The sequence below is a fragment of the Streptomyces sp. CA-142005 genome (assembly GCF_050942335.1).
Taxonomy (GTDB): Bacteria; Actinomycetota; Actinomycetes; order Streptomycetales; family Streptomycetaceae; genus Streptomyces.
In genome coordinates this window covers 4,587,373-4,606,879 of the sequence record NZ_CP192078.1, presented here as the reverse complement: position 1 = coordinate 4,606,879, position 19,507 = coordinate 4,587,373, and the positions used below count along the sequence as shown (strand labels likewise).

Annotated in this window: 19 protein-coding genes and 4 pseudogenes; 9 read left to right on the top strand and 14 right to left on the bottom strand. The window is 68.8% G+C overall.

Translation table 11 applies throughout. The features are described from left to right. The first annotated feature begins 34 nt into the window (after window positions 1–34). Window positions 35–1,231: an MFS transporter gene (locus ACQPXS_RS21585; protein ID WP_351805707.1), complete on the top strand. Its 1,197-nt coding sequence runs from the start codon at window positions 35–37 to the stop codon at window positions 1,229–1,231. Here ACQPXS_RS21585 and ACQPXS_RS21580 read toward each other — a convergent pair. From ACQPXS_RS21580 to ACQPXS_RS21545, 8 genes and pseudogenes are all read right to left on the bottom strand, one after another. Beyond that, window positions 1,173–2,003: pseudogene (locus ACQPXS_RS21580) on the bottom strand (slipin family protein); the annotation flags it as partial. The gene ACQPXS_RS21585 and the pseudogene ACQPXS_RS21580 sit on opposite strands and share 59 nt — an antisense overlap. 134 nt (window positions 2,004–2,137) lie before the next feature. Further along, on the bottom strand, window positions 2,138–2,779 hold the full coding sequence (locus ACQPXS_RS21575; protein ID WP_433450956.1) for a hypothetical protein: 642 nt from the start codon (window positions 2,777–2,779) through the stop codon (window positions 2,138–2,140). 172 nt (window positions 2,780–2,951) lie between these two features. Beyond that, window positions 2,952–3,746 (bottom strand): hypothetical protein, encoded by a 795-nt coding sequence (locus ACQPXS_RS21570; protein ID WP_433450955.1) that lies wholly within the window; start codon window positions 3,744–3,746, stop codon window positions 2,952–2,954. Then, window positions 3,743–4,345 carry an RNA polymerase sigma factor gene (locus ACQPXS_RS21565; protein ID WP_433450954.1) on the bottom strand — a complete coding sequence of 201 codons (603 nt, stop codon included), beginning with the start codon at window positions 4,343–4,345 and terminating at the stop codon, window positions 3,743–3,745. The genes ACQPXS_RS21570 and ACQPXS_RS21565 overlap by 4 nt, the downstream gene beginning before the upstream one ends. Before the next feature lie 741 nt (window positions 4,346–5,086). Beyond that, window positions 5,087–5,311: a hypothetical protein gene (locus ACQPXS_RS21560; protein ID WP_433450953.1), complete on the bottom strand. Its 225-nt coding sequence runs from the start codon at window positions 5,309–5,311 to the stop codon at window positions 5,087–5,089. Between the two features lie 54 nt (window positions 5,312–5,365). Then, entirely contained in the window at window positions 5,366–5,719 is a 354-nt protein-coding gene (locus tag ACQPXS_RS21555; protein ID WP_433450952.1) for a hypothetical protein, read from the bottom strand. A gap of 1,249 nt (window positions 5,720–6,968) precedes the next feature. Next, a complete protein-coding gene (locus tag ACQPXS_RS21550) occupies window positions 6,969–7,289 on the bottom strand; it encodes a GYD domain-containing protein (protein ID WP_433450951.1) in 321 nt (106 codons plus the stop codon). A gap of 84 nt (window positions 7,290–7,373) precedes the next feature. Further along, entirely contained in the window at window positions 7,374–8,108 is a 735-nt protein-coding gene (locus ACQPXS_RS21545) for a hypothetical protein (RefSeq protein ID WP_433450950.1), read from the bottom strand. A 161-nt stretch (window positions 8,109–8,269) separates the two neighbouring features. Here ACQPXS_RS21545 and ACQPXS_RS21540 point away from each other — a divergent pair, with 161 nt between their 5' ends. Further along, the gene (locus ACQPXS_RS21540; protein WP_351805721.1) at window positions 8,270–8,566 is read left to right on the top strand and encodes a GYD domain-containing protein; all 297 of its coding nucleotides are present in this window, start codon (window positions 8,270–8,272) and stop codon (window positions 8,564–8,566) included. Between the two features lie 1,155 nt (window positions 8,567–9,721). Here the strand turns inward: ACQPXS_RS21540 and ACQPXS_RS21535 are convergent. Next, the gene (locus tag ACQPXS_RS21535) at window positions 9,722–9,928 is read right to left on the bottom strand and encodes a hypothetical protein (protein WP_433450949.1); all 207 of its coding nucleotides are present in this window, start codon (window positions 9,926–9,928) and stop codon (window positions 9,722–9,724) included. A gap of 296 nt (window positions 9,929–10,224) precedes the next feature. Here ACQPXS_RS21535 and ACQPXS_RS21530 point away from each other — a divergent pair, with 296 nt between their 5' ends. Further along, window positions 10,225–10,428 carry a hypothetical protein gene (locus ACQPXS_RS21530; RefSeq protein ID WP_433450948.1) on the top strand — a complete coding sequence of 68 codons (204 nt, stop codon included), beginning with the start codon at window positions 10,225–10,227 and terminating at the stop codon, window positions 10,426–10,428. Window positions 10,429–10,971: 543 nt separating this feature from the next. Here ACQPXS_RS21530 and ACQPXS_RS21525 read toward each other — a convergent pair. Beyond that, window positions 10,972–12,069, bottom strand: coding sequence for a hypothetical protein (locus ACQPXS_RS21525; RefSeq protein ID WP_433455895.1), 1,098 nt, complete (start codon window positions 12,067–12,069; stop codon window positions 10,972–10,974). A 609-nt stretch (window positions 12,070–12,678) separates the two neighbouring features. Here ACQPXS_RS21525 and ACQPXS_RS21520 point away from each other — a divergent pair. The 4 genes and pseudogenes from ACQPXS_RS21520 to ACQPXS_RS21505 all read left to right on the top strand — a co-directional run bounded on the left by ACQPXS_RS21520 (window position 12,679) and on the right by ACQPXS_RS21505 (window position 16,102). Further along, complete coding sequence (locus ACQPXS_RS21520; RefSeq protein WP_433450947.1) at window positions 12,679–13,260, top strand: hypothetical protein; 582 nt, start codon at window positions 12,679–12,681, stop codon at window positions 13,258–13,260. Between the two features lie 87 nt (window positions 13,261–13,347). Continuing rightward, a pseudogene (locus ACQPXS_RS21515) lies at window positions 13,348–13,707 on the top strand (site-specific integrase); the annotation flags it as partial. 266 nt (window positions 13,708–13,973) lie between these two features. After that, complete coding sequence (locus ACQPXS_RS21510) at window positions 13,974–14,363, top strand: hypothetical protein (RefSeq protein ID WP_433450946.1); 390 nt, start codon at window positions 13,974–13,976, stop codon at window positions 14,361–14,363. A 1,409-nt stretch (window positions 14,364–15,772) separates the two neighbouring features. Further along, a complete protein-coding gene (locus ACQPXS_RS21505; protein ID WP_433450945.1) occupies window positions 15,773–16,102 on the top strand; it encodes a hypothetical protein in 330 nt (109 codons plus the stop codon). A 58-nt stretch (window positions 16,103–16,160) separates the two neighbouring features. On the opposite strand, the pseudogene ACQPXS_RS21500 reads toward ACQPXS_RS21505, so the two are convergent. The 3 genes and pseudogenes from ACQPXS_RS21500 to ACQPXS_RS21490 form a co-directional block, all read right to left on the bottom strand. Then, a pseudogene (locus ACQPXS_RS21500) lies at window positions 16,161–16,306 on the bottom strand (IS5/IS1182 family transposase); the annotation flags it as partial. Between the two features lie 459 nt (window positions 16,307–16,765). Then, window positions 16,766–17,293, bottom strand: coding sequence for a hypothetical protein (locus ACQPXS_RS21495; protein WP_433450944.1), 528 nt, complete (start codon window positions 17,291–17,293; stop codon window positions 16,766–16,768). A gap of 221 nt (window positions 17,294–17,514) precedes the next feature. Then, window positions 17,515–17,844 (bottom strand): annotated as a pseudogene (locus ACQPXS_RS21490) (helix-turn-helix domain-containing protein); the annotation flags it as partial. Window positions 17,845–17,882: 38 nt separating this feature from the next. On the opposite strand from ACQPXS_RS21490, the gene ACQPXS_RS21485 reads away from it, so the two are divergent. Continuing rightward, the gene (locus ACQPXS_RS21485; protein WP_433450943.1) at window positions 17,883–18,107 is read left to right on the top strand and encodes a hypothetical protein; all 225 of its coding nucleotides are present in this window, start codon (window positions 17,883–17,885) and stop codon (window positions 18,105–18,107) included. A gap of 472 nt (window positions 18,108–18,579) precedes the next feature. Here ACQPXS_RS21485 and ACQPXS_RS21480 read toward each other — a convergent pair whose 3' ends face one another. After that, complete coding sequence (locus tag ACQPXS_RS21480) at window positions 18,580–18,819, bottom strand: Imm32 family immunity protein (protein WP_433450942.1); 240 nt, start codon at window positions 18,817–18,819, stop codon at window positions 18,580–18,582. Window positions 18,820–19,109: 290 nt separating this feature from the next. Here ACQPXS_RS21480 and ACQPXS_RS21475 point away from each other — a divergent pair, with 290 nt between their 5' ends. Continuing rightward, entirely contained in the window at window positions 19,110–19,253 is a 144-nt protein-coding gene (locus ACQPXS_RS21475) for a hypothetical protein (RefSeq protein ID WP_433450941.1), read from the top strand. The last annotated feature ends 254 nt before the right edge of the window (window positions 19,254–19,507 follow it).

The window sequence follows — 19,507 nt, the reverse complement described above, 5'->3', positions numbered from 1 at the left end:
CGGGCGCATCCGCCACCGGCCGAGACTCCCCGGCATGTCCAGCTACCGATCCCTGCTCCGCACCCCCGAGTTCACCCCGCTCTTCCTCGGCTCGGCCGCGCAGACCGCCGCGCAGACCGTCGGCGGGCTGGCCCTGGGCACGCTCGTGTACCGGGCCACCGGCTCGCCCCTGCTGTCGGCGGTGAGCATGTTCGGCCCCTCGCTGGCCCAGGTGCTGGGCGCGACCTTCCTGCTGTCCGGCGCCGACCGGCTGCCCCCGCGTACGGCGCTGTCCGTGATCGCGCTGGCCTTCGCGGCCGGAACGGCGGCGCAGGCGGCGCCCGGGCTGCCGGTCGGCGCGGTCTTCGGCGTCGTCCTGGTGCTGGGCCTCGTGGCCTCCCTCGGCGGCGGGGTCCGCTGGGGCCTGCTGAACGAGATCCTCACCAAGGACGGCTATCTGCCGGGGCGTTCGCTGTTCAACATGATGAGCGGGCTGATGCAGATCGCCGGATTCGCCACCGGCGGCGCCCTGCTCGAGCTGCTCTCCCCGCGCGTCTGCCTGCTGCTGTCCGCGGCGCTGTACCTGCTGGCCGCGCTGGCCCTGCGGCTCGGCCTGACCGCCCGGCCGCCGAGGACGGCGGGGCGTACGTCCCCTTCGGCCACCTGGCGCACCAACGCCCTGCTGTGGTCGTCGCGCCCGCGCCGCCTCACCTACCTGGGCCTGTGGCTGCCCAACGGCCTGGTCGTCGGCTGCGAGTCCCTGTACGTGTCGTACGCGCCGCACGCCGCCGGCACCCTGTTCGCCTGCGGGGCGTTCGGCATGTTCGCCGGCGATGTGACGGTGGGCCGGCTGCTGCCGCCGGCGGTACGTCGCCGCCTGGCCACGCCCCTGTTGCTGTTGCTGGCGACGCCGTACCTGGTGTTCTGCGCGCACCCCCCGCTGCCGGTGGCGGCGGTGTGTGTGACGGTCGCCTCCGTCGGTTTCGGCGCGAGTCTCGTCCAGCAGGAGCGGCTGATGGACCTGACCCCGGGGGAGCTGGCCGGCCAGGCCCTGGGGCTGCACTCGTCCGGCATGCTGACCATGCAGGGGGTGAGCGCCGCGCTGGCCGGCGCGGTGGCCCAACTCACCTCGCCCGCCGCCGGGATGACGGTGATGGCGGCGGGCTCGGTCGGCGTGACGCTGGCGTTGGCTACGGCTGCTCGGCGCTCTGCGGAGCCGGGGCGGGAGCCTGCTGCTGCCGAGGCACGCTGAGGTCGGCGTCGATCTTCTGCACGGCCCGGTCGAAGTAGCGCAGCAGCTCGACGGGGAACGGCATCACGAGGGTCGAGTTCTTCTCGGCGGCGACCTCGACGACCGTCTGGAGGAGCCGCAGCTGCATGGCCTCCGGTGTGTCGGCCATGATCCGGGAGGCGTTGGCGAGCTGCTGTGCGGCCTGGAACTCGCCGTCGGCGGTGATGACCCGGGCCCGCCGCTCCCGTTCGGCCTCGGCCTGCCGGGACATGGACCGCTTCAGCGACTCGGGCAGCTGTACGTCCTTGATCTCGACCCGGTCGATGTGGATCCCCCACCCGGCGGCGGGGCTGTCGATCATCAGGGCGAGCCCTTCGTGCAGCCGCTCCCGGTCACTCAGCAGGTCGTCCAGATCGCTCTTGCCGATGATGGACCGCAGCGAGGACTGGGCGACCTGCCCGACGGCGAAGACGTAGTCCTGGACCTCGATGGCCGCGCGCACCGGGTCGGTCACCCGGAAGTAGACGACGGCGTCGACCTTCACCGACACGTTGTCCTTGGTGATGCCCTCCTGGGTGGGCACCGGCATGGTCACGACCTGCACGTTGACCTTGCGCATACGGTCGGCGAAGGGGATCAGGAAGGTGACGCCTGGCGACCGGTGCTCCGGCAGGGCCTTGCCCCACCGGAACACGACCCCGCGTTCCACCTGGTTGACCACTCGCATACCGCTCTTCAGCACGAGCAGCGCCAACAGCGCCACCACGACGACCGCCACCACGGTGCCTTCCATGGCACTCCATTCCTCGCAACGGCACGGACACCGGGAAGGACACCGGCGGTGGCGGGATGGATGCGGGCACCCGCGTCATGAGTGCGTCAAGAATCCGTTGAGAAGCCGGTCCGCGGACCCACCGGGCGGAGCGGTCACCACCACCCGTCGTCGTCGCAGACCACCCGGAAGCTGCCCACGACGCCGTCGTCACCGAAATTGAACAAGCCCCCACTGAAAGGGCCCTCGTTGAAGGTACGGGTCACCACGCCGCTGGTCTCGCCGTGGGGACCCACGACGGCGACCGGAGCGCCGTTGTCACAGTTGAAGCCCCGGAAGATCTCGATGGTCTTCCGGCTGTCGTTGAACACGCTGAAGCTGTTCGCGCCCAGTCCGCTGGCCGCGGTGATGCAGCCCTCGGCGACGGCGGGATACGTACGTTCGTTGAAGTAGATCCTCCCGTGGTCCCCGCCGCCACGACCGGGGCCGGGACCGAAGCCGGGGCCGGGACCGAAGCCGGGGCCGGGGCCGCCGCCGTCACGCCCGCCGCCGTCGCGGCCTCCGTTCCCGCCGCGGCCTTCGGTCTTCTCTCCGCTCGCTTTCGTGCCGTTCGAGGAAGCCGCGGTGGGGGCAGCTCGTCGGACGGTCTGGGCCGCCGGATGGGCGGCATGGGCCACCCGGTGGACAGGCGGGGACGCCGGGGTGGACTCGGCTGTCGAGGCGTAGGTGATGCCGGCGGCTGCGAGGACCGTCGCGCCTACTCCGGCGCCGATCGCAGCAAAAGTACGCGGGGCCATGTCACTTCTCTCTGTCTCACGGACGTCGGCCCGGACGACCGACCTTCGTTGAACGTACCGACAGCTTTTATGACCGGCATTCCGGATATGTCCGTGGGTGTGAAGTCTTGAGCCCAGCCGGGTGGAAGTCCGGGGGAACTCCGTTCGTTGTGCGGCGGGACCTATCGGCTGGTCATGGCTGGTTGCCGGAGGCCCCGGGCCCCTTGGACGGCCTGGGCTCGGCGCTCGGCCTGCCCTGGCCCTTCCCCGCCCTGCCGGCGTTCGTCGTCCTGCCGGTCTTCTTGGCCTTGTCCGTCGTGGCCGGCGCCGGGGCGTCGTCGTCCGCCGATGCGGTCAACTGGGCGCAGTATCCCGGGACCTGTCGTTCGCCACCCGCGGCGTGGACGAGGCGCTGCCATGCCGTGGCGCCCAGGGCATGGCCACGGCCCTTGATCCGCTCGTAGGCGCGGCAGTGGGCCTCGATGTCCTTTGCGGTGGCGGGGCGTGAGGGAAGGGCGGTGGGTGCCGTGCCGGATCCGGTGGACGCAGGGCCCTGTTCGCCGGGGGTGGATGTGGCCGGCCGGCGCGTGCTGTGGCCGGTGCCGGCCTCGGGAGCGCGGTGGTGCCGTGCGCCGTCGACCACGCCGATGGAGGCGACGGCGACACCGCCCAGCAGGGTGCCGGCCGCGAGGGCGAGGGCGCCGCCGCGCGCCCACCGCCGCGTTCGCGTCCTCGGCCGCCAGTCGTCCCGGCGCCGGGTACGTACGGCCTCGTCGCTCGCCGTGCGTGCGCTGCGGAAGGCGGCGAGGGCGGCCTGTTCCGCACGGTCGTCCACGGGCTGCCGGCGCAGCGCCTCGCCGATCCGCTCGGCGAGGTCGTCCAGGCCGGACGGGTTGTCGCGTTCGGTGGTGGGGCCGAGGCGTGGGGTGTCCTCGGGCCGGTGAGCCGCACCGCTCAACCGTTCGTCTCCGTTTCGTCGGGTGCTCATCGCCGTTCCCCCGGTGCCGGTGCGACCTCGCGTATCACCTCGGTGGTGTCCAGCAGCCGGGCGAGGCTCCTCAGACCACGCCGGGCCAGGACCCGTACGACAAGGACGGGCCTGCCCATGACCCGGGCGACCGCCGGTTCGTCGAGGCGTACGACATGGCGCAGCAGGACCGCCTCGGCCTGGGCACGGGGCAGCCGGCCGACCAGGGCCCGCGCCGCCGGGGCGGACAGCACGGCTTCGGACGGGAGGTGGTGGGTGAGGTCCGGGGGCGTACTGGTGCCGGCCGGGCGGGGTGGCGCGCCGCGACGCCGGAGGTGGCCGCGCGCGTGGCGCCGGGCGATGCTCGCCGTCCAGCCGCGGAATCCGGGTCCGTCGCCACGAAACCGCGGCAACTCGCGGGCGATCTCCCGCCATACAGCCGCGGCGATGTCCTCGGCACCTTCACCCAGGAGCCCGCGCAGGTAGGCGTGCAGGCCGGGCTGGACCGCTCGGTACAGCACCGAGAACGCCGCCTCGTCACCGTCCTGGGCCCGTGCGACTGCCGTGCTCAGCGCAAGATCATCGGCCGACAGAGGCTGAACACGCCCTTCGTTCAACACGATCGATCCGTCTCCCGCCGGCCGAGCAACGCCCTCGGAGCGTACGGCACGCCACACCGGCCGCCCAAATAATCGGTTACGGGGTACGACCTTCAGTGGGCGATGCGAGCAACGGGGGGTCCCCCTCACGGGCGTTGGCGTGATCAGCCGAGGCACACCCCGACCAGGCAGACCTCCGTCGGCGATGTCGGCACCCGTGAGGGGCCGGTCCGGGACGTGCCCAGCCTCGTGCCGTCGCCTGCCGTGGGCGCAGGCCGCTGTTGAGCCGTCGTGCCGAGGCGGTCGGGCGGGCAGGAGTCACGGTGCCCGGCCGGGCGCTCGGCGGCGTCGCACGGGGCGATGCCGAGAGGGACTGCTGGCGCGGTGCGTTGGTCGCCGTCGGCGGCCGGGAAGGGGAGTGCGCGGGCCGGTGAGTGTGCGGAGCTGTCGCCGGTGCGGCGGCCGGATGGTCCTTGTCGGGTGTCTGCTCCTGGCCGGCGCCCGTCCTCCGGTCGTCGGGTGCCACGGCCGCCTGGGCCCGGTCGGTGGGGTGCCGGTCCACCATGCCGACGGTCAGGCCGCCGCCGACGAGTGCGACCACGCCCGCGACCACCGCCCGGCGCCTGTTCTTCCTCCGGCGGACCGGCCGGCCCTGCCGCGCGGGCGGCGGGTCCTCGACCTCGGCGGCGGCGTGCGGGGCGATGTCCGGGGCGCAGGCGCCGCAGCCGGGGCATACCAGGGTGCCGTTGAGGTGCCGACCGCCTAGGGCGCCGACCCGCGCCACTCCTGCTGGCCGGCCGCGGCGGCTCCGGTGCCGTGATCCCGGTGAGGAGCCTGCTGACCCATGTTCCGCCCGGTCAGCAATTCCGCCGCCTGGTGCTGCGTGTGCCGGGCGGCGAGTTGAGCTTCGGCGACGACGTCACCGCGTTCTCGTATCAGGTCCTCATAGATCGGAGTGTGATCGTTTTGGGTGGAGCTGTGTGTCATGGTCGCCCAGTTTCATGGTGATCAATAAAGATCGGTAAAGCGGCCGGTCCACTGTCAGGCTCGGTTGAGCCGGGCAGCGATCCCGTGACCGATCAGCAAATAGATGACGGCCGGGAGGCCGTAATTGAGGACAACACGCAGACCCTCTGTGTCCATCGTGAAAATGTCCTGTGACCACCAGGACAGCCAGTCCGCCGTGCCCCGCACGAATTCGACGAACACATTCGCGCGGTTCGCGTCGAGCAGGAACAGCAGGATCCACAGGCCCAGCAGGCCCGCCGCGATGTCGGCGATCGTGCAGATGGTGATGGCCGTACGCCGTGTGGTGGCCTGACGGCGCACGGCGCGGTCCGGCCCCGAGGGCTCGTTGTATGCCTGGTATCCGGGAACCGGGTCGATGTTGCTCACGGGAAATCCGATCTGACGTAGTGCCATGTCCGCGCGCTCGCTCCAGGGCGCCGGAATTCAGTCGAGTCGGCACCCCGCTTCTGACTGCTTCTGCGTTCCGCATGCACTACGGCGTTACACCACCGTCTGCGATGCCCCAAATATGGCCGCCTATGCAGGCACTTGCCCAAATGTGCAGGCAGTAGGGCGCTTTTCCGGACCGAATGGAGACGTGATTCGGTGCCGTCGCAGTTATCGACTGCAGGTGTTTGCGTAATTCATGACCAGGTTATGAAGGAAATCAGTACGTCTCTTCATGGAGGTGTGGGTCTCGAAACCGGGTCCGTCTCCCCGTGACATTCCTGACGTGCGGGTCGCTGTGGGAAGTGACCCCGGGCGGGGTCACGGCGCCCGTCCTCCGGGGGGAGGGTGTGGAGGCGCCGACGTGCAGGGGCAGGCCCGGTTCCCCCGTATCCGGGTCTGCCCCCGCTCTCCCGGCTCGGAGAGCCGTGTGGTGACGCGTGCCGCAGGGGTGTGACGGCCCGGCACTCCAGTGCGCTGTACGGGTGGGCCCAGGACCCCAGGACCCAGGCCCCCGGGGCACCAGGGACCCCATGGGCCCGCGGCACCTGCTCGCCCCCCGAATCCGAGCGGGTGGCCGCGCAATGAGGGGCAGGCAGGCGAGTCCCCCGTCGCCTGCCTGCCCCATGCGCAGCCCCTCGGGAAGCGCCCGCTCGCGAAGGACCCGGCCCACCGGCCCACCGCAGCGCAGGCAGCCGATTGGCTGGCCGCGCAGAACGGGACACCACGACCGGCCGATCCCGCGGGCAACGCCCTCATGCCCCCGGCGATCCCCTCGCCCGCCACCCCGCACCCCCACCCAGTCCCGCACCGGCGCGCACTCCCATCCCCGTGGCCGCCGCAAGCTCGCCTCCAGAGCCGCCCTCTTCGGCGCCGCCCTCACGCTGTTCACCGTGGCCAGGGCACTCGGCGCCTCGCTCAACTCCGACGACACCGCGCCGACGCCTCCCCCAGCTCGACGACGACCGCCGCAGCAACACCAACGAACGGAACCCCGGCCTCGACGCCACCTGTGCATGGACACGGTGACGAGGAAGAGGAAGGCGACGGGTCCACCGAGTGGTCAGGCAGTCACGGCGCCGGGAAAGCCAGAGGCGGCAACGGCCGGTATTCCGACGACTGAGCCAGGACACAGGACTGGCCGGCCTTGCGGTCCTCGGGCACCGCGCGAGGCGGCCAGGTGGCTTCCTTACGCGCCGGGAGACCGGAAGGCGACCTGCCGGCGGGCGGCCTCGTCGATCTCGTCGACGGTGAGCAGGGGAGTGGCACGGGTGTGGAGCGCGCCGCTGGCCTTGACGCGGAGGCTGACGGCGGCCATGGAGACCGGGTCGGGGAAGTCGATGATGCACACGAAGTCGTCCTCCCCGAAGGCGTAGTACATGGCTTCGACCGTCCCGCCGAGGTCGGCGACGACGTGGTCGACGGCGGCGCGACGGCCGCTCCCGCCCTCCTTGAGCAGGCCCTTCGTGCCCTCGGGCGTGTAGGTGGCCTGGATGAGGAACTTCGGCATAGGGGTACTCCCAGCCCGTGACGTGTCCGGTGTGCAGAGGACTTCCCGCTGTCACGCCGGCAGCCATCCACCACGCACCCGGATTCACCCGTTGGAAGCCGCGTTGAGGGCGTCCGCGAGGGCCTGAGCCTGACCCGGTGTGATACCGAGGGCGAGCGGTACTCGGCGGGGGCTGTAGGACGACGAACACACTGCGATCGGGCTGTCAGAGGTCACGGTCCAGCGGAATGCGCTGACGGGCTCCTGCTCGCCGACCAGGACGGCGGCCAACTCGTCCGCTGCGTCGGTACGTAGGCCACAGCGGATCAGCGCTTGCGCCACCGTGGGGCGCGCTTCGCGGGGCATCTCGGCGTCGCCGAGCATCGGAAGCAGGAGCAACAGGCGCTGTGACCTGTCGGTCAGACCTTCACCGCTGTTCTGCGCGGCCTCGGCGAGTACGGCGAGCTCCGCCCAGGACAGTCCGGGGCGGGCCTCGTCGGCGCCGCACTGGCCGAGGTAACCGAGCCGTCCCCACTCGGCGTGGCGCACGAAGAAGTCGACGTTGTTGACATCCTCGAAATTGGCATACACGACATAAGCGGTATGCCCACCGTCGAAGGGGACGCGCAACACGGGCCAGGGCGCCTCGGGGTCGCCGAGGCGCTCCACCATCTCCTCGTAGACCGACGCGTCCACCCCGTAGCGTTCCGCATCCGCGCTGGGATCGCCCATGGTCAACATGAGATGGGCGAGCCAGAAGGCGGGCTCGACCGTGAGATCCTCGCCCGCCACCAGCTCGCAGTCCTCCAGATACTCCGGGATGTGCACCGCAAGAGCCATGCGCGGAGCGTACTCGGCGGCGCGTTCCCGCCCGCGGGGACCTGGCGCGCCCTCGGCTGCGCTCGCCCGTCGTGCTCGTTCGGGTGCGCATCCCGTGCGGGTTCCGCCCGTTGTGCCCAGGCTTGACCTCGCGATGTGTCTCCTTATGAAGGTGGAAGAACATGCCGACGTACGTCGCCTTGCTGAGCTGGACCGATCAAGGGGTCCGAAACTACAAGGACACCGCGAAGCGCGCCGAGACCTTCGGCTCCGCGGTACAAAAGCTCGGAGCGAAGCTCTTGAGCATCTACTGGACCGTCGGTCTGTACGACCTCGTGGCCGTGGTCGAGGCCCCCGACGACGAAACTGCCGCCGCAGCGCTCCTGCAACTCGGTGGGGTGGGCAACGTCCGTTCCACGACGCTGCGGGCCTTCGGCCGAGAGGAGATGGAGCGCATCGTCGCCAAGGCGGCCGGCTGACGGCCTCCACGCAGTGAGTCCCCGGACCCTGATCGGTCCGGGGACTTTCCCGTGCGCCGGGTGGCGCTGTCACCACCAGCCGTCGTAGTCGCAGACCACCCGGAAGCTGCCCACGACACCGTGACGACCGAATCCGCCGTCGTGGCCGTGGGGCACCACGCCGAAGGTCTCGCTGCGGGGTCCCACGGTGGCGATCGGAGGGCCACCGTCGCAGTTGAAGCCCCGGAAGACCTGGACGGTCCTCCTGCTTTCATTGAGGACGTTGAGGCTGTGCGCGCCCAGTCCGCTGGCCGCGGTGATGCACCCCTCGATGAAGGCGGGGTACGAACGTTCGTTGACGAAGATCCTTCCGCCCCACCCGTGACCGCCACCGCGCCAACCGCGGCCACCGCGCCAACCGCCGCCGTCGCGTCCACCACCCCAACTGCCGCCACCGCGCCAACCGCCGCCGTCGCGTCCACCGCCCCAACTGCCGCCATCGCGTCCGCCGCCATCGCGTCCGCCGCCGTCGCGTCCGCCGCCGTCGCGTCCACCGCCCCAACTGCCGTCGTCGCGTCCGCCGTCGTCGCGTCCGCCGCCATCGCGGCCTTCGTTTCCGTCTCCGCCCCCGTTCTTGACGCTCGAAGGAGCCGTGGCGGAAGCGGCAGGGGCTGCGGATGCGGCTTGGTGCTCGGTGTGGGCGGCGTGGTGGGCCGGTTGGGCGGGTTGGTGGAGAGGCCGGGCTGCCCGGTGGGCAGGCGGGGACGCAAGGCTCGACTCGGCGGTCGAGGCATAGGTTATGCCGGTGGCTGCGAGGACGGTCGCGCCTATACCGGCGCCGACCACAGCGAAAGCACGCGGGGGCATGGGCACTTCTCTCTTTCTTACTGTGCGTCGGCCGGACGACCGACCTGCGATGAACGTACCGACAGCTCACATAACTGGCATTCCGGGCATGTCCAAGGTGTGAGGTTGTGAGGCCAACCAGGTGTCAGAAGCGCAGGGAGGTGTATGACCGCAGCCGTAGGGCATCGGCAAAGGCCCGCCAGGATTCGACCCGCGGCACCCGCATCGAGGTGGAAGATCACACCGGCATACGTCGCGTGCCGGAGACGGCCCAGCCACGCTGATTCCTGCAGGGGGAGCACCCCTGGTACCCAAAGGCGTCCGGCCTGTTCAATGGCCGGAGCAGCGGGCGGGTTCGGGTCTGCCTCGGCCGAGGAGGGGCGCTGTGCCGGCGGAGGAGTTCGGCGACCAGGTGTCGTCGCGACCAGCGGAGGAGATGACACCGAGCACCCGGTCTGCAATGGACGAGGCGCTCACGGCCGCGACGAAGAAGCGGATCGGTATGGCCTGAGTGGGCGGGTACTGCTTCTTCATCATCTTCGGGACATCGCTCTTTCTTGCTGCCCTCACCAAGCCCGCTCTCAAGTGGCCTGTCGCATCCGGTGGTCTGCTCCTGGGTTTTGCCGCGTACACCTGGATCACCGACAGCAGCAAGACCAGCGTGCGCGAGTTGCGGGAGGCTGTCACGGCAGCGATGTCCAGCCCATGGCAGGTGTGGCCGTGCCGCTTGGAGGCGGTCCAGGGGGAGGAGGCCAGACGCCTGCTGCTTGCCCCGGACGGCTCAGTCGCGAGTGAGTTCCGGTCGAGGGTTGCCCGGCGAGGTATGGACGGGCATGACGGATGGACGGGGTCTTGTGTGGTTCGCGGGTGACATGCGTTTCGGTGGCATCGTGTCGCTGCCCGGTGGCAGCCCGGCCTGGTGGGCCCGTCTGCCCAAAACGGAGCCGGAGACGAACCCGAGCGGCGGCATCCAACGGCGGATCGAGGAAGAGCTGACCCGCCGGGCCATCGGATTCGTGTTCGACCAGTGGCTCTGACGGCACCCCCTCCGTCCCGGTACCGACCGATCCCCCGCCGGAGGCTGGTCCCGGGCGGGGCACTTGGTGTCGAGGCTGGCCGTGGTGCTTTGGTCGGTTCCCGGGCTTTCCGACGGTGCGACGTGGCGGCCGTGTTCGGCAGCTCGGAGCAGTGACCGGGCCACCCGTTCGGCGTCGTCGTCGGGGTGCAGGCAGATCTCCTGGTCCACAGCACCGACAGCCGTACGGTGCCGTTCGGCAGGTTCGTCGCCACGTCTACCCCGACGCCGTTGCCGGTGCCGTCGGAACCCCTCCCCGGCCCTTCTCCCACCAGACATGCCGACCGGCGCACTTCCACAACCACCAGCAGATCCGCCGGCCATCGTCCTCCCGCGCGGAGAGAACGAAGCCGCCGGACTTCATGGGCCGGCTGTAGTCGGACCAGGGCAGGCCGCCACTGCTTGTTCGCTGGTGTTCGTGGGTGATGTCACGCAGCTGGACACCCACCGACCCGGGACGCATGCGGCCCCCGGCCATGCGGTTCTGATTTCCTGCAACTGCCGCTCACGACCGTGTGGCAGTCCCGCACCCCGCATCGCCGGCCTCCCGCATGCGCGTTTCCATCGACGTGCTCCGGTCGTACGGGTCGACCTCGGGGCCGTCTCCCCGGCGCGAGGCCGTGCGGTCCGCGCCGAACTCGGGGGTGAGGTAGCCGGTGAAGGTATCGCAGCCACCGTTGGTGGTGTCCACCTTGTAGGAGACGAGTGAGAACGTACCCGGCTCGACGACGACCTTGGCCGGGTCGTCCCAATTCATCACGACCTCGCGGCGCACGATGGTGCGTGCGACTTCATCGCTTCCCGCTGCGGCGCGTACGACCGGATATACGTACGTGACATCGGTGGTCACCTCGACCGCACCGCGCTGACCTTCTCGATACGTGATCCGCCCTCGCGCCTTGACCACATCCCCGACAAGCCGGACCTTCGTCTTGTCGAACCGGCTGAACAGCAGCAGAGGATCGTTCTCCCGGCTGGGTGCACGGAACGCGGTCGCCAGGTAGGCCTGGACATCCGGCTGATGAGGATTGATCAACGCGATCGCCTTCCTCGGCCGCTCCCCGCGCAGCACACCAGGATCCAGACTGGACGCGGCGAGGAACTCCCGGGTCTTTTCGAGAGCCTGCGCGACCTGTCCCTTGCTCATCCAGCCGGTCGCCCGTGCCTCAGGCAGGCCGATCCCAGCCGTCCCGTCACCCCACCGCGCCGCGGGCGACCCCCTGAACGGCCGCTGCAGAGTCGGGCGTTGGGCCGCCGCTTCCGTCGGCGGCGGTTGATCCGGACGTTCCGACTCCACGGCGAGCGGCGCACTCTCGCCGCCTCCGCCTCGGAACCATCCAGGCACCCGCCCTGGATCCAGCGCCACGACCAGCAAGGCGACCGCAACCAGCAGACCGATCACGTACCAGCCCTTGCCTCCTTGCCGCCGGTCCGGTTGATGACTCCGCCACGGCTCCTGTGGGCCCGTCTCTTCCCGCAGTCGCCGCGCCACCATCCGGGCCCGCGCCGACGGCTCCTCAGGCGCGCCCTTGGTCCCCGCCTCGGCTTCACGAAGGAAGCGCTCCCACTCTTCGTCCGGTATGGACGCCTCACCCTTCCCCACGAGGGGCCCGCCCTTCTCGCGCACCCGGTCCCTCCCCAGGGCCGGTCACCTTCCGTGCATCATCACACAGCTCAGCTTGTCTTCATGATCGCCGCCGGCGGGGGCCTCGGCCCGGGGGGCCTACCCGAAAGGTCGGCGGGGCGGCTGGAACTGGCCGGTCACTCTCGGGTGGCCGTATGCCGCGGTCATCGCTGCAGCGACCCCGTTGGTCGCGGAGGCCGGGCAGCCGGTGACCTGGATGCCTCTGGACGACGACTGGGAGAGCTACTTGCCCGTTGGTCGTCGTCGAGTACCGCCGTACGGCCCAGAGACGGCCCGAGCGGGGGTGCCGTGATGTGGCCCTCGCCGCGAACTCGGTCGGTCGGTCGCCGAGGTCTGACCTGCTGGCCAGCCGATCAGTGAGGCACATGGACGGTTGGTGCCAGTCGGCGGGGTTGCTGTACTCCGCTGCTGTACAGCCCCGCGCCTCCAAGCAGAGGTCACAGGAATGACACGCCCTGATCACGCTCGCGCCGCGGCAGGAAGCCCGTGCAGGCGCGACCTTGACTTGAAGAAACACTTAGGTGAGCCTTACCTAAGTCTTGTTTGTGTTTGCCCTAGGAGTCGTCTGTGTCCGTGCTGCCCTCGGAGTCGTCCGTGTCCCCTCAGGCGGCGCCCGTCCAGCGGCTGGGGCTGTACGACACCTGGTGGACGGTCGCAGCCGCTGCACTCGCCGCCTGCCTGGGCCTATCGGCCTGCGCCTGGATATCCCTGCATCTGCGCGTGGATGCCACCCTCCACATCGCGGCGCTTTTCGCCCATCTGGCCTCGCTCGTCCTCGGCTTCGGAGCTGTCCTGGTGGCCGATTACTACGCTCTCCTGTGTCTGACGGGCCGGTGCACCCTGCGCGACGCCCTGAACAACGCAGGCCGCCTCCACGTCCCCATCTGGACCGGCCTCGCCGGCCTAGTGGCCAGCGGCGTCATGCTCCACCCGGACTTCGGCTCCGCCCTCACCCGCATCAAGTGGGGGCTGGTGCTCGTCCTCACCCTCAACGGCCTCCAAGCCGGGCTCCTGAACAGGCGCATGACGCAGCAGGGCGCGGACGCGTTCGCCCCGCGCTTCCTCGCCTGGGGAGCCGCAACAGCGCTGGTGTCTCAGGTCTGTTGGTGGGGTGCCGTGGTCATCGGATTCCGCAACAGTCAGCACTGAAGTCGCGGAGCCGACCGCCCCTGCCACGACGTGTTCCGACCTCATGCACTGTGTGCCCGCCCGGAGGAGCGGAGCGACGACGGGTGCTTGAATCGCTCGACGTCGCCGACGTGCCGCGAAGAACCGATCACGCGCAACGTACGCCAAGCTCGTCGAGCCGCCTCGCACCGACAACAGCGAGCTGAAGCCCAGGAGCCTGGACGAGACGCTCGACTTCCTGGCCGCCGCTCGTAAGGACCCGCTCCACGCGGCCTTCGTGCTCGCCATCGCCATGGGTCTCCGTCGGGGCGAGATCGTCGGCCTTCGCTGGTCGGACCTCGACCTCGACGACGACCCGAAGAGCCGCCGTCCCGCACGGTCCCGCTGCCCGCCCTCTGCATCGCGCCCTTGCGCTGGCACCGGATGCGGCAGGCAGCTGCCCGCGCCAGGGCGGGGGAGAAGTGGCGGCATGTACCGGACGCCCTCGGATCGGTCAAGTCCCGAGTTGTCGGCACATGACAGCCCCATGCCCCTGGGGCCCACTGGACGTACTGGCCTCACCGGACAAGGAGGCGCGGCCTGCACGGTGAGGCGGGATTCCTCCGCGACGAGACCCCCTCTCACCAAAACGCCGGCCATCCAGGCACGGCGATCCCGTTGGGACCAATCCACCGACCCCGCCCGTACTTCCGAGTGCAGAGAGGGAATGTTCAAGTATCAAAAGGAACAGACCGATGACCCCTGACTCCCAGCTCCACAAGGTCCCGCCCAAGCAGGGGGTCGCCCGCATCGCACTGGTCGCTGCCTCGACCACGGTGATCTGCGGGGGCGTCATCCTTCCGGCATCCGCCGCGACGCCGGCTCTGAGCCACTCCACAGCCTCGCCGACCGTGGTCACCCATGACGGTGACGGCGGCGGCCTGTACGACCCCGGGCTGTGGGGCGACCCCGGCACGGGCTACACCAATGGCAACGTCGATGACGATTTTCCCCAAGACGGCATCTACCCCGACCCCTACCAACCCGGCCAGGTCACCGATGACGCCGGCAGCGTCGATTACGGCGACGGCAGCTTTTACCCCGGTGAGGACACCGTCGCCGACGGAGGCGGGGCCGGCTACTGAAACCGAGCGCCTGCCAGAACCGTGTCTCCACCAAGATCACTGTTCGGCGGGGGCCCTGTTGGGTGCCCAGTGTGTCACCTCTCATGAAGCCAATCTCCACGCTTCGACGCGGGACCTTCCCTCTGCGAGAGCCGTGTTTCAGCAGGTCAGCGAATTCCGTTGGTTCCTCGGAGCGGGAACGCCGGCGCAAGCGCGTGAAGCGGGCAGGGAGGGCCTTGGAGCACTTGAACGCGCAGGCTCAGGCCCGAGCAGGCCTGTGCAGCAAGCTCGGCGTCCGTTGCCGTCAAACCGTGCCGTCAAAACGGCCTGGACCATGATCGGTCCGGGCCGTTTTGCCTGGTGCCCCCGGCAGGATTCGAACCTGCGGCACCCGCTTTAGGAGTTCGATCTCCCCTCGGCCTGGTCGCGGCTCGCCTCACGAACTGGTTCCGTACGTGGCTGCTGTGTGCCGCCGCCATCCGGGGGCGTTGATGTCAGCGTTGGATGTCAGCGGAACAGCTCGGGCATTGGGCAGGCCTCCAACGGCTCCTCCGGATGGTCGGCCCAGCGCCACCAGACATGCCGACCGGTACACCTCCACAGCCCCCGGCAGGTCCGCCGACCATCGTCCTCCCGATCGACGAGGACGAAGCCGCCGAACTTCATGGGTTGGCTGCACTCGGGACAGTTGGGAGCGACCGCTTCGTCCCGAAGCAACTTGGGTGAGGGCGCTGCCTCGCACTGTTGGGCCTCTCACCCGCCTTGATGGTTGGCGGACATTCGCGCTCGTCCGCCGATGTTGGTCGACGTTGTCACACAGTTAGACACTCACCCCACGGCTCCGGCTCACTTCTTGCGGCGCATACTCACCCTCTTCTTCAGTTCGGCCTGGCCGAGCTTCGTCCAGTCATCTTGGTGGAGGTAGCAACGGACGTCCCATCGTCGTCTTGTTGCGGACAGCCGCCTCGGTCTGTCGGCCAACCCCACTTCCCCTGCTTCCACTCACCCACGGTCCCTCCTGGGGCACTTTGCCGGCATAGGCCAGGGGCGCAGTGGCCGGCGGCGTCAGCAGCCGGCGGTCGTTACCGGTTAGCACACCGCCAAACCGGCCGGGGCGACCGGCAGCTTCCCCTGCGGACAACGAAGCAGTTCGGCGAGTGACTGCGCCGCCCGGCGGGACGTAGCCGCATAAAAGAGTGCGACAGTCGTAGAAATGGACATAGTTTCGTCTGTTCGATAACGTAGATGGGTGCCACAGCATCGGCTGTATCCAGCCGTCTGAAGGCGGGCGCTGAATGCCAAAGTGCTTCGGCTCTGATGCACCCGATGCCTCGAGCCCCCGACAACGCTGCATGGTCCGTAACCGGCTCAGCGTGTCGGCAGTGGCGGTGCATCAATGCAAGCAACAGTCTCTGAGAAAGAGGATAGCCATGCGCGCCAAGCGAACCACTGCACTGCTTGCGGGCACTATCACCGCGGTTGCAGGTCTGACGCTTGCGCCGACGGTCGTATCGCAGGCAGCAGCAGCCACCTCGGTGGCGCACGAAGCGTCGGCCCAGCCCAGCCCCACCCCCAAGCCGACGAAGACCCGTACTCCCTACCAGCAGGGCCAGGTGGATGGACGGGCGGCAGGGAAGAGCGACGGCGCAGACTGCAACTACCGCCAGTCCTTTGCCCCGAAGTCGAGCAACTCGAAATACGTGCAGGGCTACAAAGACTCTTACGAGAGGAACTACGACGCTACCTGCGACGAAGATTAGTCAACTCGTCTGCACGGTCGTTGAATTGAGGCGCCATCTGCTGCAACGGCTGGCAGGATGACCGGAGCTGTCGGTGGGTGATGTGGCAGCAGGCGAGTCTGAGGAAAGCCTCGCGCATCTCTGCTCGCCGTTCCCAGCGGATTCACAGGCGTCGGAATCCGTAGGGCAGGCGAAGGTCTGCTTGATCACCCACCGGTAGTGGCCGGCCCTGTGTCGTACTGTCGGCGGCGCGCGACAATGAGCCGAACTGTCGGTGAGTGATAAGACGGCAGGCGAGTTTGAGGAGTCTCAATGACCGAGCCAAGGCAAGTGGCGCCAGGCGATGTGACGGCGCCCGTACTTGGCCAAGGCTTTGAGGTCTGGCCTCATCCTTATCAGGTCGATCATGGGGGCTCGGCAGCCTCGGTCAACCCGCCGAAATCCTGGGCTGATCGTTCGCTGAGGTTCAGCGCCGACCGTCGGCGTTCGCGTCTGTTGGTGTCGAGGGCTGCGTTCTACGCCTTCGTCGAGGCCCGGCACGCGTGTCCCCGCGCCCCGCTCGCGGGTCACAGCCGGCCAAGAGCCGTCGCCCATTTCCTCGGCACCCTGCCGGGCGCCGGCAGGCGGAACCGATCGTCGCGCGGCTCCCAGGCCGTTTTCGGACGAGGTGAGCTCCGTGGGCCGTCACCGCACGGCAGTGGCCCGTGGATTGACCTCACAGCGAGCGATCTCGTCCACGGGTCCCGCGCTGGCAACGGCCACCCGAACCTTCGCCTTGCTCTTCGCAGGCACCGACACCTCGTCGTAGGTCTCGGTCATGGTGAAGCCGTTTGCGTTCTTGTAGCTGATTCTCACGGCGAAGAGACCCTGGCGCCCGTTCGGATTCCGGACCGCGGCGGTCGCGTACGGGTCGTCCTTGTCCGCGCAGTGCGTGAGCACGGCGGTGCCGTCCTTCAGAGGCCGGGCAGCAGCGACGGAGGGGGACGCCGTGGGGGTGGAAGGGGCGGTCGGCCGCGAACTCTGCTTGCCACCGCTTTCACCGGTACTCGACGCGGAGTCGGCACTGGGGGCGCCGACCGCGCTGCCAGACCTTGCCGTTGACGCAGGCTGCGGAGTGGACTTCGCTTTGTCCGACTTCGTAGCGCCGCATCCGGACAAAACTATGACTGCCGCCAAAACCACTCCGGCGGTCATGTGCACCCGCTTGATCACGTCACTCTTTCCAAGAACCGAGCCGCAGGATCGATTCCAGGACGGCTGCGCTGGTCAGCGTGTGCAGAGGCTACCAGCGGGCGGAGATCGGGAACCGGCCGCCGTGAGGCGATAACGTGATCACCATGTCTCGGCCCACGGCTCGACCCACAGGCAGACCATGCTGCTGGTCTCGTTGCTCGCGCTCGGCTTGGACACGCTCGCACCCTAACCAGCAACATGATCGGCCGGACAAGTCCTAGGCGGGTGTCGGCGTCGATGACGACCTGGTGGTTGGTGGAGTACCGATAGTTCTTCGACCGCTCGGCGATAGTGTGATCGCGGGTGGGGACCAGGGTGCCATCCACGATGACCACGGTGCCCTTGGCGAACCGCGTGCGGGGCCGCAGGGCAAGCGCGGGACCGAGGTGGTCGATGATCCGGTCGGCCGCGGACTTCCAGATGCCGAAGAGCGGCGCGAGTTGACGCATCGTCAAATTCGTGCGCCAGTAGGCCGACACGAGCAGTACCCGGTCCTCCGGCGGAGGGGACCACGGCCGGCCCTTGCGGACCGGATGCTCGCCGCCGGACAGGGAGGCCACGGCCCGCCGTGGGCCTGGAGCGTGCGTTGCTCTGCCTCATCGTGCAACTGCGCCAATCGGGTTTCGCGCGCGTGCTTCTGCCGCTCCTTCTCCGCGTGGGCCTGCTCCCGTTCTCGCTGCTCTTCAGCGCGCCGTCGCTCGGCCTGGCGCTTAGCCAACTCCCGCTCGATACGGGCAACCTCGCGTGCCTGTGCAGCCTGTTCCCGGTCGAGGTGCTTCTCGCCTGCGGCTAACAGACGGGCATGCTCGGTCTCGGCCTTGGCGGCTTCCCGTTTTTGACGGCGTCGGCGCTCCTCAGCAGCCTTCGCTGCCCGCTGCTCCTTCTGCTGGGCACGCTTTAACTCAGCAGCCTTGGCCTGCTGCTTCGCCTTGTACGCCTCGGCGAGCACTTGCATCACTGTCTTGCGGCGCGCCATGAGTCCCCCCCTGCACCTGTACTCACGCAACCTTCTAGCTGCACTCACACAACGGCTCGCCCCGCCGGGGCACCCCTCAGCGATACCCAGGTCCGCTGAACGGGAATCGTTGCCCTCATCAACCGCGGTCTGGCCACCGCAAGGCCATGAGCTTGGGAAGCTAAGGGTATCTAGGGTTGGCTCCGATCCTGACCTGCGGCGGAGAGACGTAGACGCTTGGTGGACGGTGGACGGGTTCCCCGCTGTTCCCCGTGGTTCCCCGCACGATCTGGCACACGTCTGGCACGAGTCATTCGTCGTCGCACCTCTCCAAGACCAGGCTTGCTGAGCCCTCTTCGAGTCCGTTGTGCTCCTCCAGGTGGAGGTGAGCGCCATCTGGTGTGCCGTCCTGGGCGAGTGTGAGGAGATGGCCAGCCAGGGTCTTCAGCCCGGCCGCGTTGGCTTCGATGACGATCTCTCGGCCGAGGTTGCGGACCTCGATGCGTGCGTCTTCCTCCCAGGTGAAGACTCTGGTGGTTCCGTCGGTCACCGCACTCACCTGAGTGGTCATCGACGGTGCGGCGCTAGGTTCAGGGGCCATACCAAAGCATCGCGTACTCAGGGACCGTCAGGCACCGAGGGCGCACGCTTTCCAAGTCTGTTGGTGCCTTACTGGGCGGTGTACAGGGCCGTTCACCTGCGTTCATGGGCGCCTGAGTGTTGGGGCGGCCCCTTCGGACGGTCCTGCCTGGGCGGCGGTGAACCTCGCCGAATGAGACGGGAACTGAGACGGCCTGGCTCTAGGCCAGACCGTCTTCACCTGCTGCGACCTTCTGATCCGTGGCTCTAGAGAGACCGGTCAAGCACAAGAACCTCGACGTGCTGGGTCGCTACTGCTTCACCGCATCCATCACTGCTGGCGGCTGGCGCCCGCAGCGTGGCCCGGATGCGCCGGGGTTCGACGACGACGGCGCGGAGGAGTGAGTGCCTGTTCTGCTCCGGCGTGCGCCGTAGGAATTTTCACTCCCCCCGCGAAGTGGTTTTGTGCGCCAATTCGCTCTTCCAAAGGATTTCCTTTTCATTGACGGCATTTCGGTGGCGCGGGACCGTATGGTTTCCAGCGTGACGGCGTGTCACCGCTGAGATCGCCGAAATGAGGGGCCATGGGGTCGTCAACGCGACCGTAGGTCTTTTCTCAGGCCATCGCTTCGACGAATGGTTACCGGCAAGGAGGAGAG

Bases quoted from the DNA above. Each gene is read 5' to 3' on its own strand.
- ACQPXS_RS21585 (WP_351805707.1), top strand. From the start codon at position 35: ATGTCCAGCTACCGATCCCTGCTCCGCACCCCCGAGTTCACCCCGCTC.
- ACQPXS_RS21575 (WP_433450956.1), bottom strand. From the start codon at position 2,779: ATGGCCCCGCGTACTTTTGCTGCGATCGGCGCCGGAGTAGGCGCGACG.
- ACQPXS_RS21570 (WP_433450955.1), bottom strand. From the start codon at position 3,746: ATGAGCACCCGACGAAACGGAGACGAACGGTTGAGCGGTGCGGCTCAC.
- ACQPXS_RS21560 (WP_433450953.1), bottom strand. From the start codon at position 5,311: ATGACACACAGCTCCACCCAAAACGATCACACTCCGATCTATGAGGAC.
- ACQPXS_RS21550 (WP_433450951.1), bottom strand. From the start codon at position 7,289: ATGCCGAAGTTCCTCATCCAGGCCACCTACACGCCCGAGGGCACGAAG.
- ACQPXS_RS21545 (WP_433450950.1), bottom strand. From the start codon at position 8,108: ATGGCTCTTGCGGTGCACATCCCGGAGTATCTGGAGGACTGCGAGCTG.
- ACQPXS_RS21540 (WP_351805721.1), top strand. From the start codon at position 8,270: ATGCCGACGTACGTCGCCTTGCTGAGCTGGACCGATCAAGGGGTCCGA.
- ACQPXS_RS21535 (WP_433450949.1), bottom strand. From the start codon at position 9,928: ATGATGAAGAAGCAGTACCCGCCCACTCAGGCCATACCGATCCGCTTC.
- ACQPXS_RS21530 (WP_433450948.1), top strand. From the start codon at position 10,225: ATGACGGATGGACGGGGTCTTGTGTGGTTCGCGGGTGACATGCGTTTC.
- ACQPXS_RS21510 (WP_433450946.1), top strand. From the start codon at position 13,974: ATGACCCCTGACTCCCAGCTCCACAAGGTCCCGCCCAAGCAGGGGGTC.
- ACQPXS_RS21505 (WP_433450945.1), top strand. From the start codon at position 15,773: ATGCGCGCCAAGCGAACCACTGCACTGCTTGCGGGCACTATCACCGCG.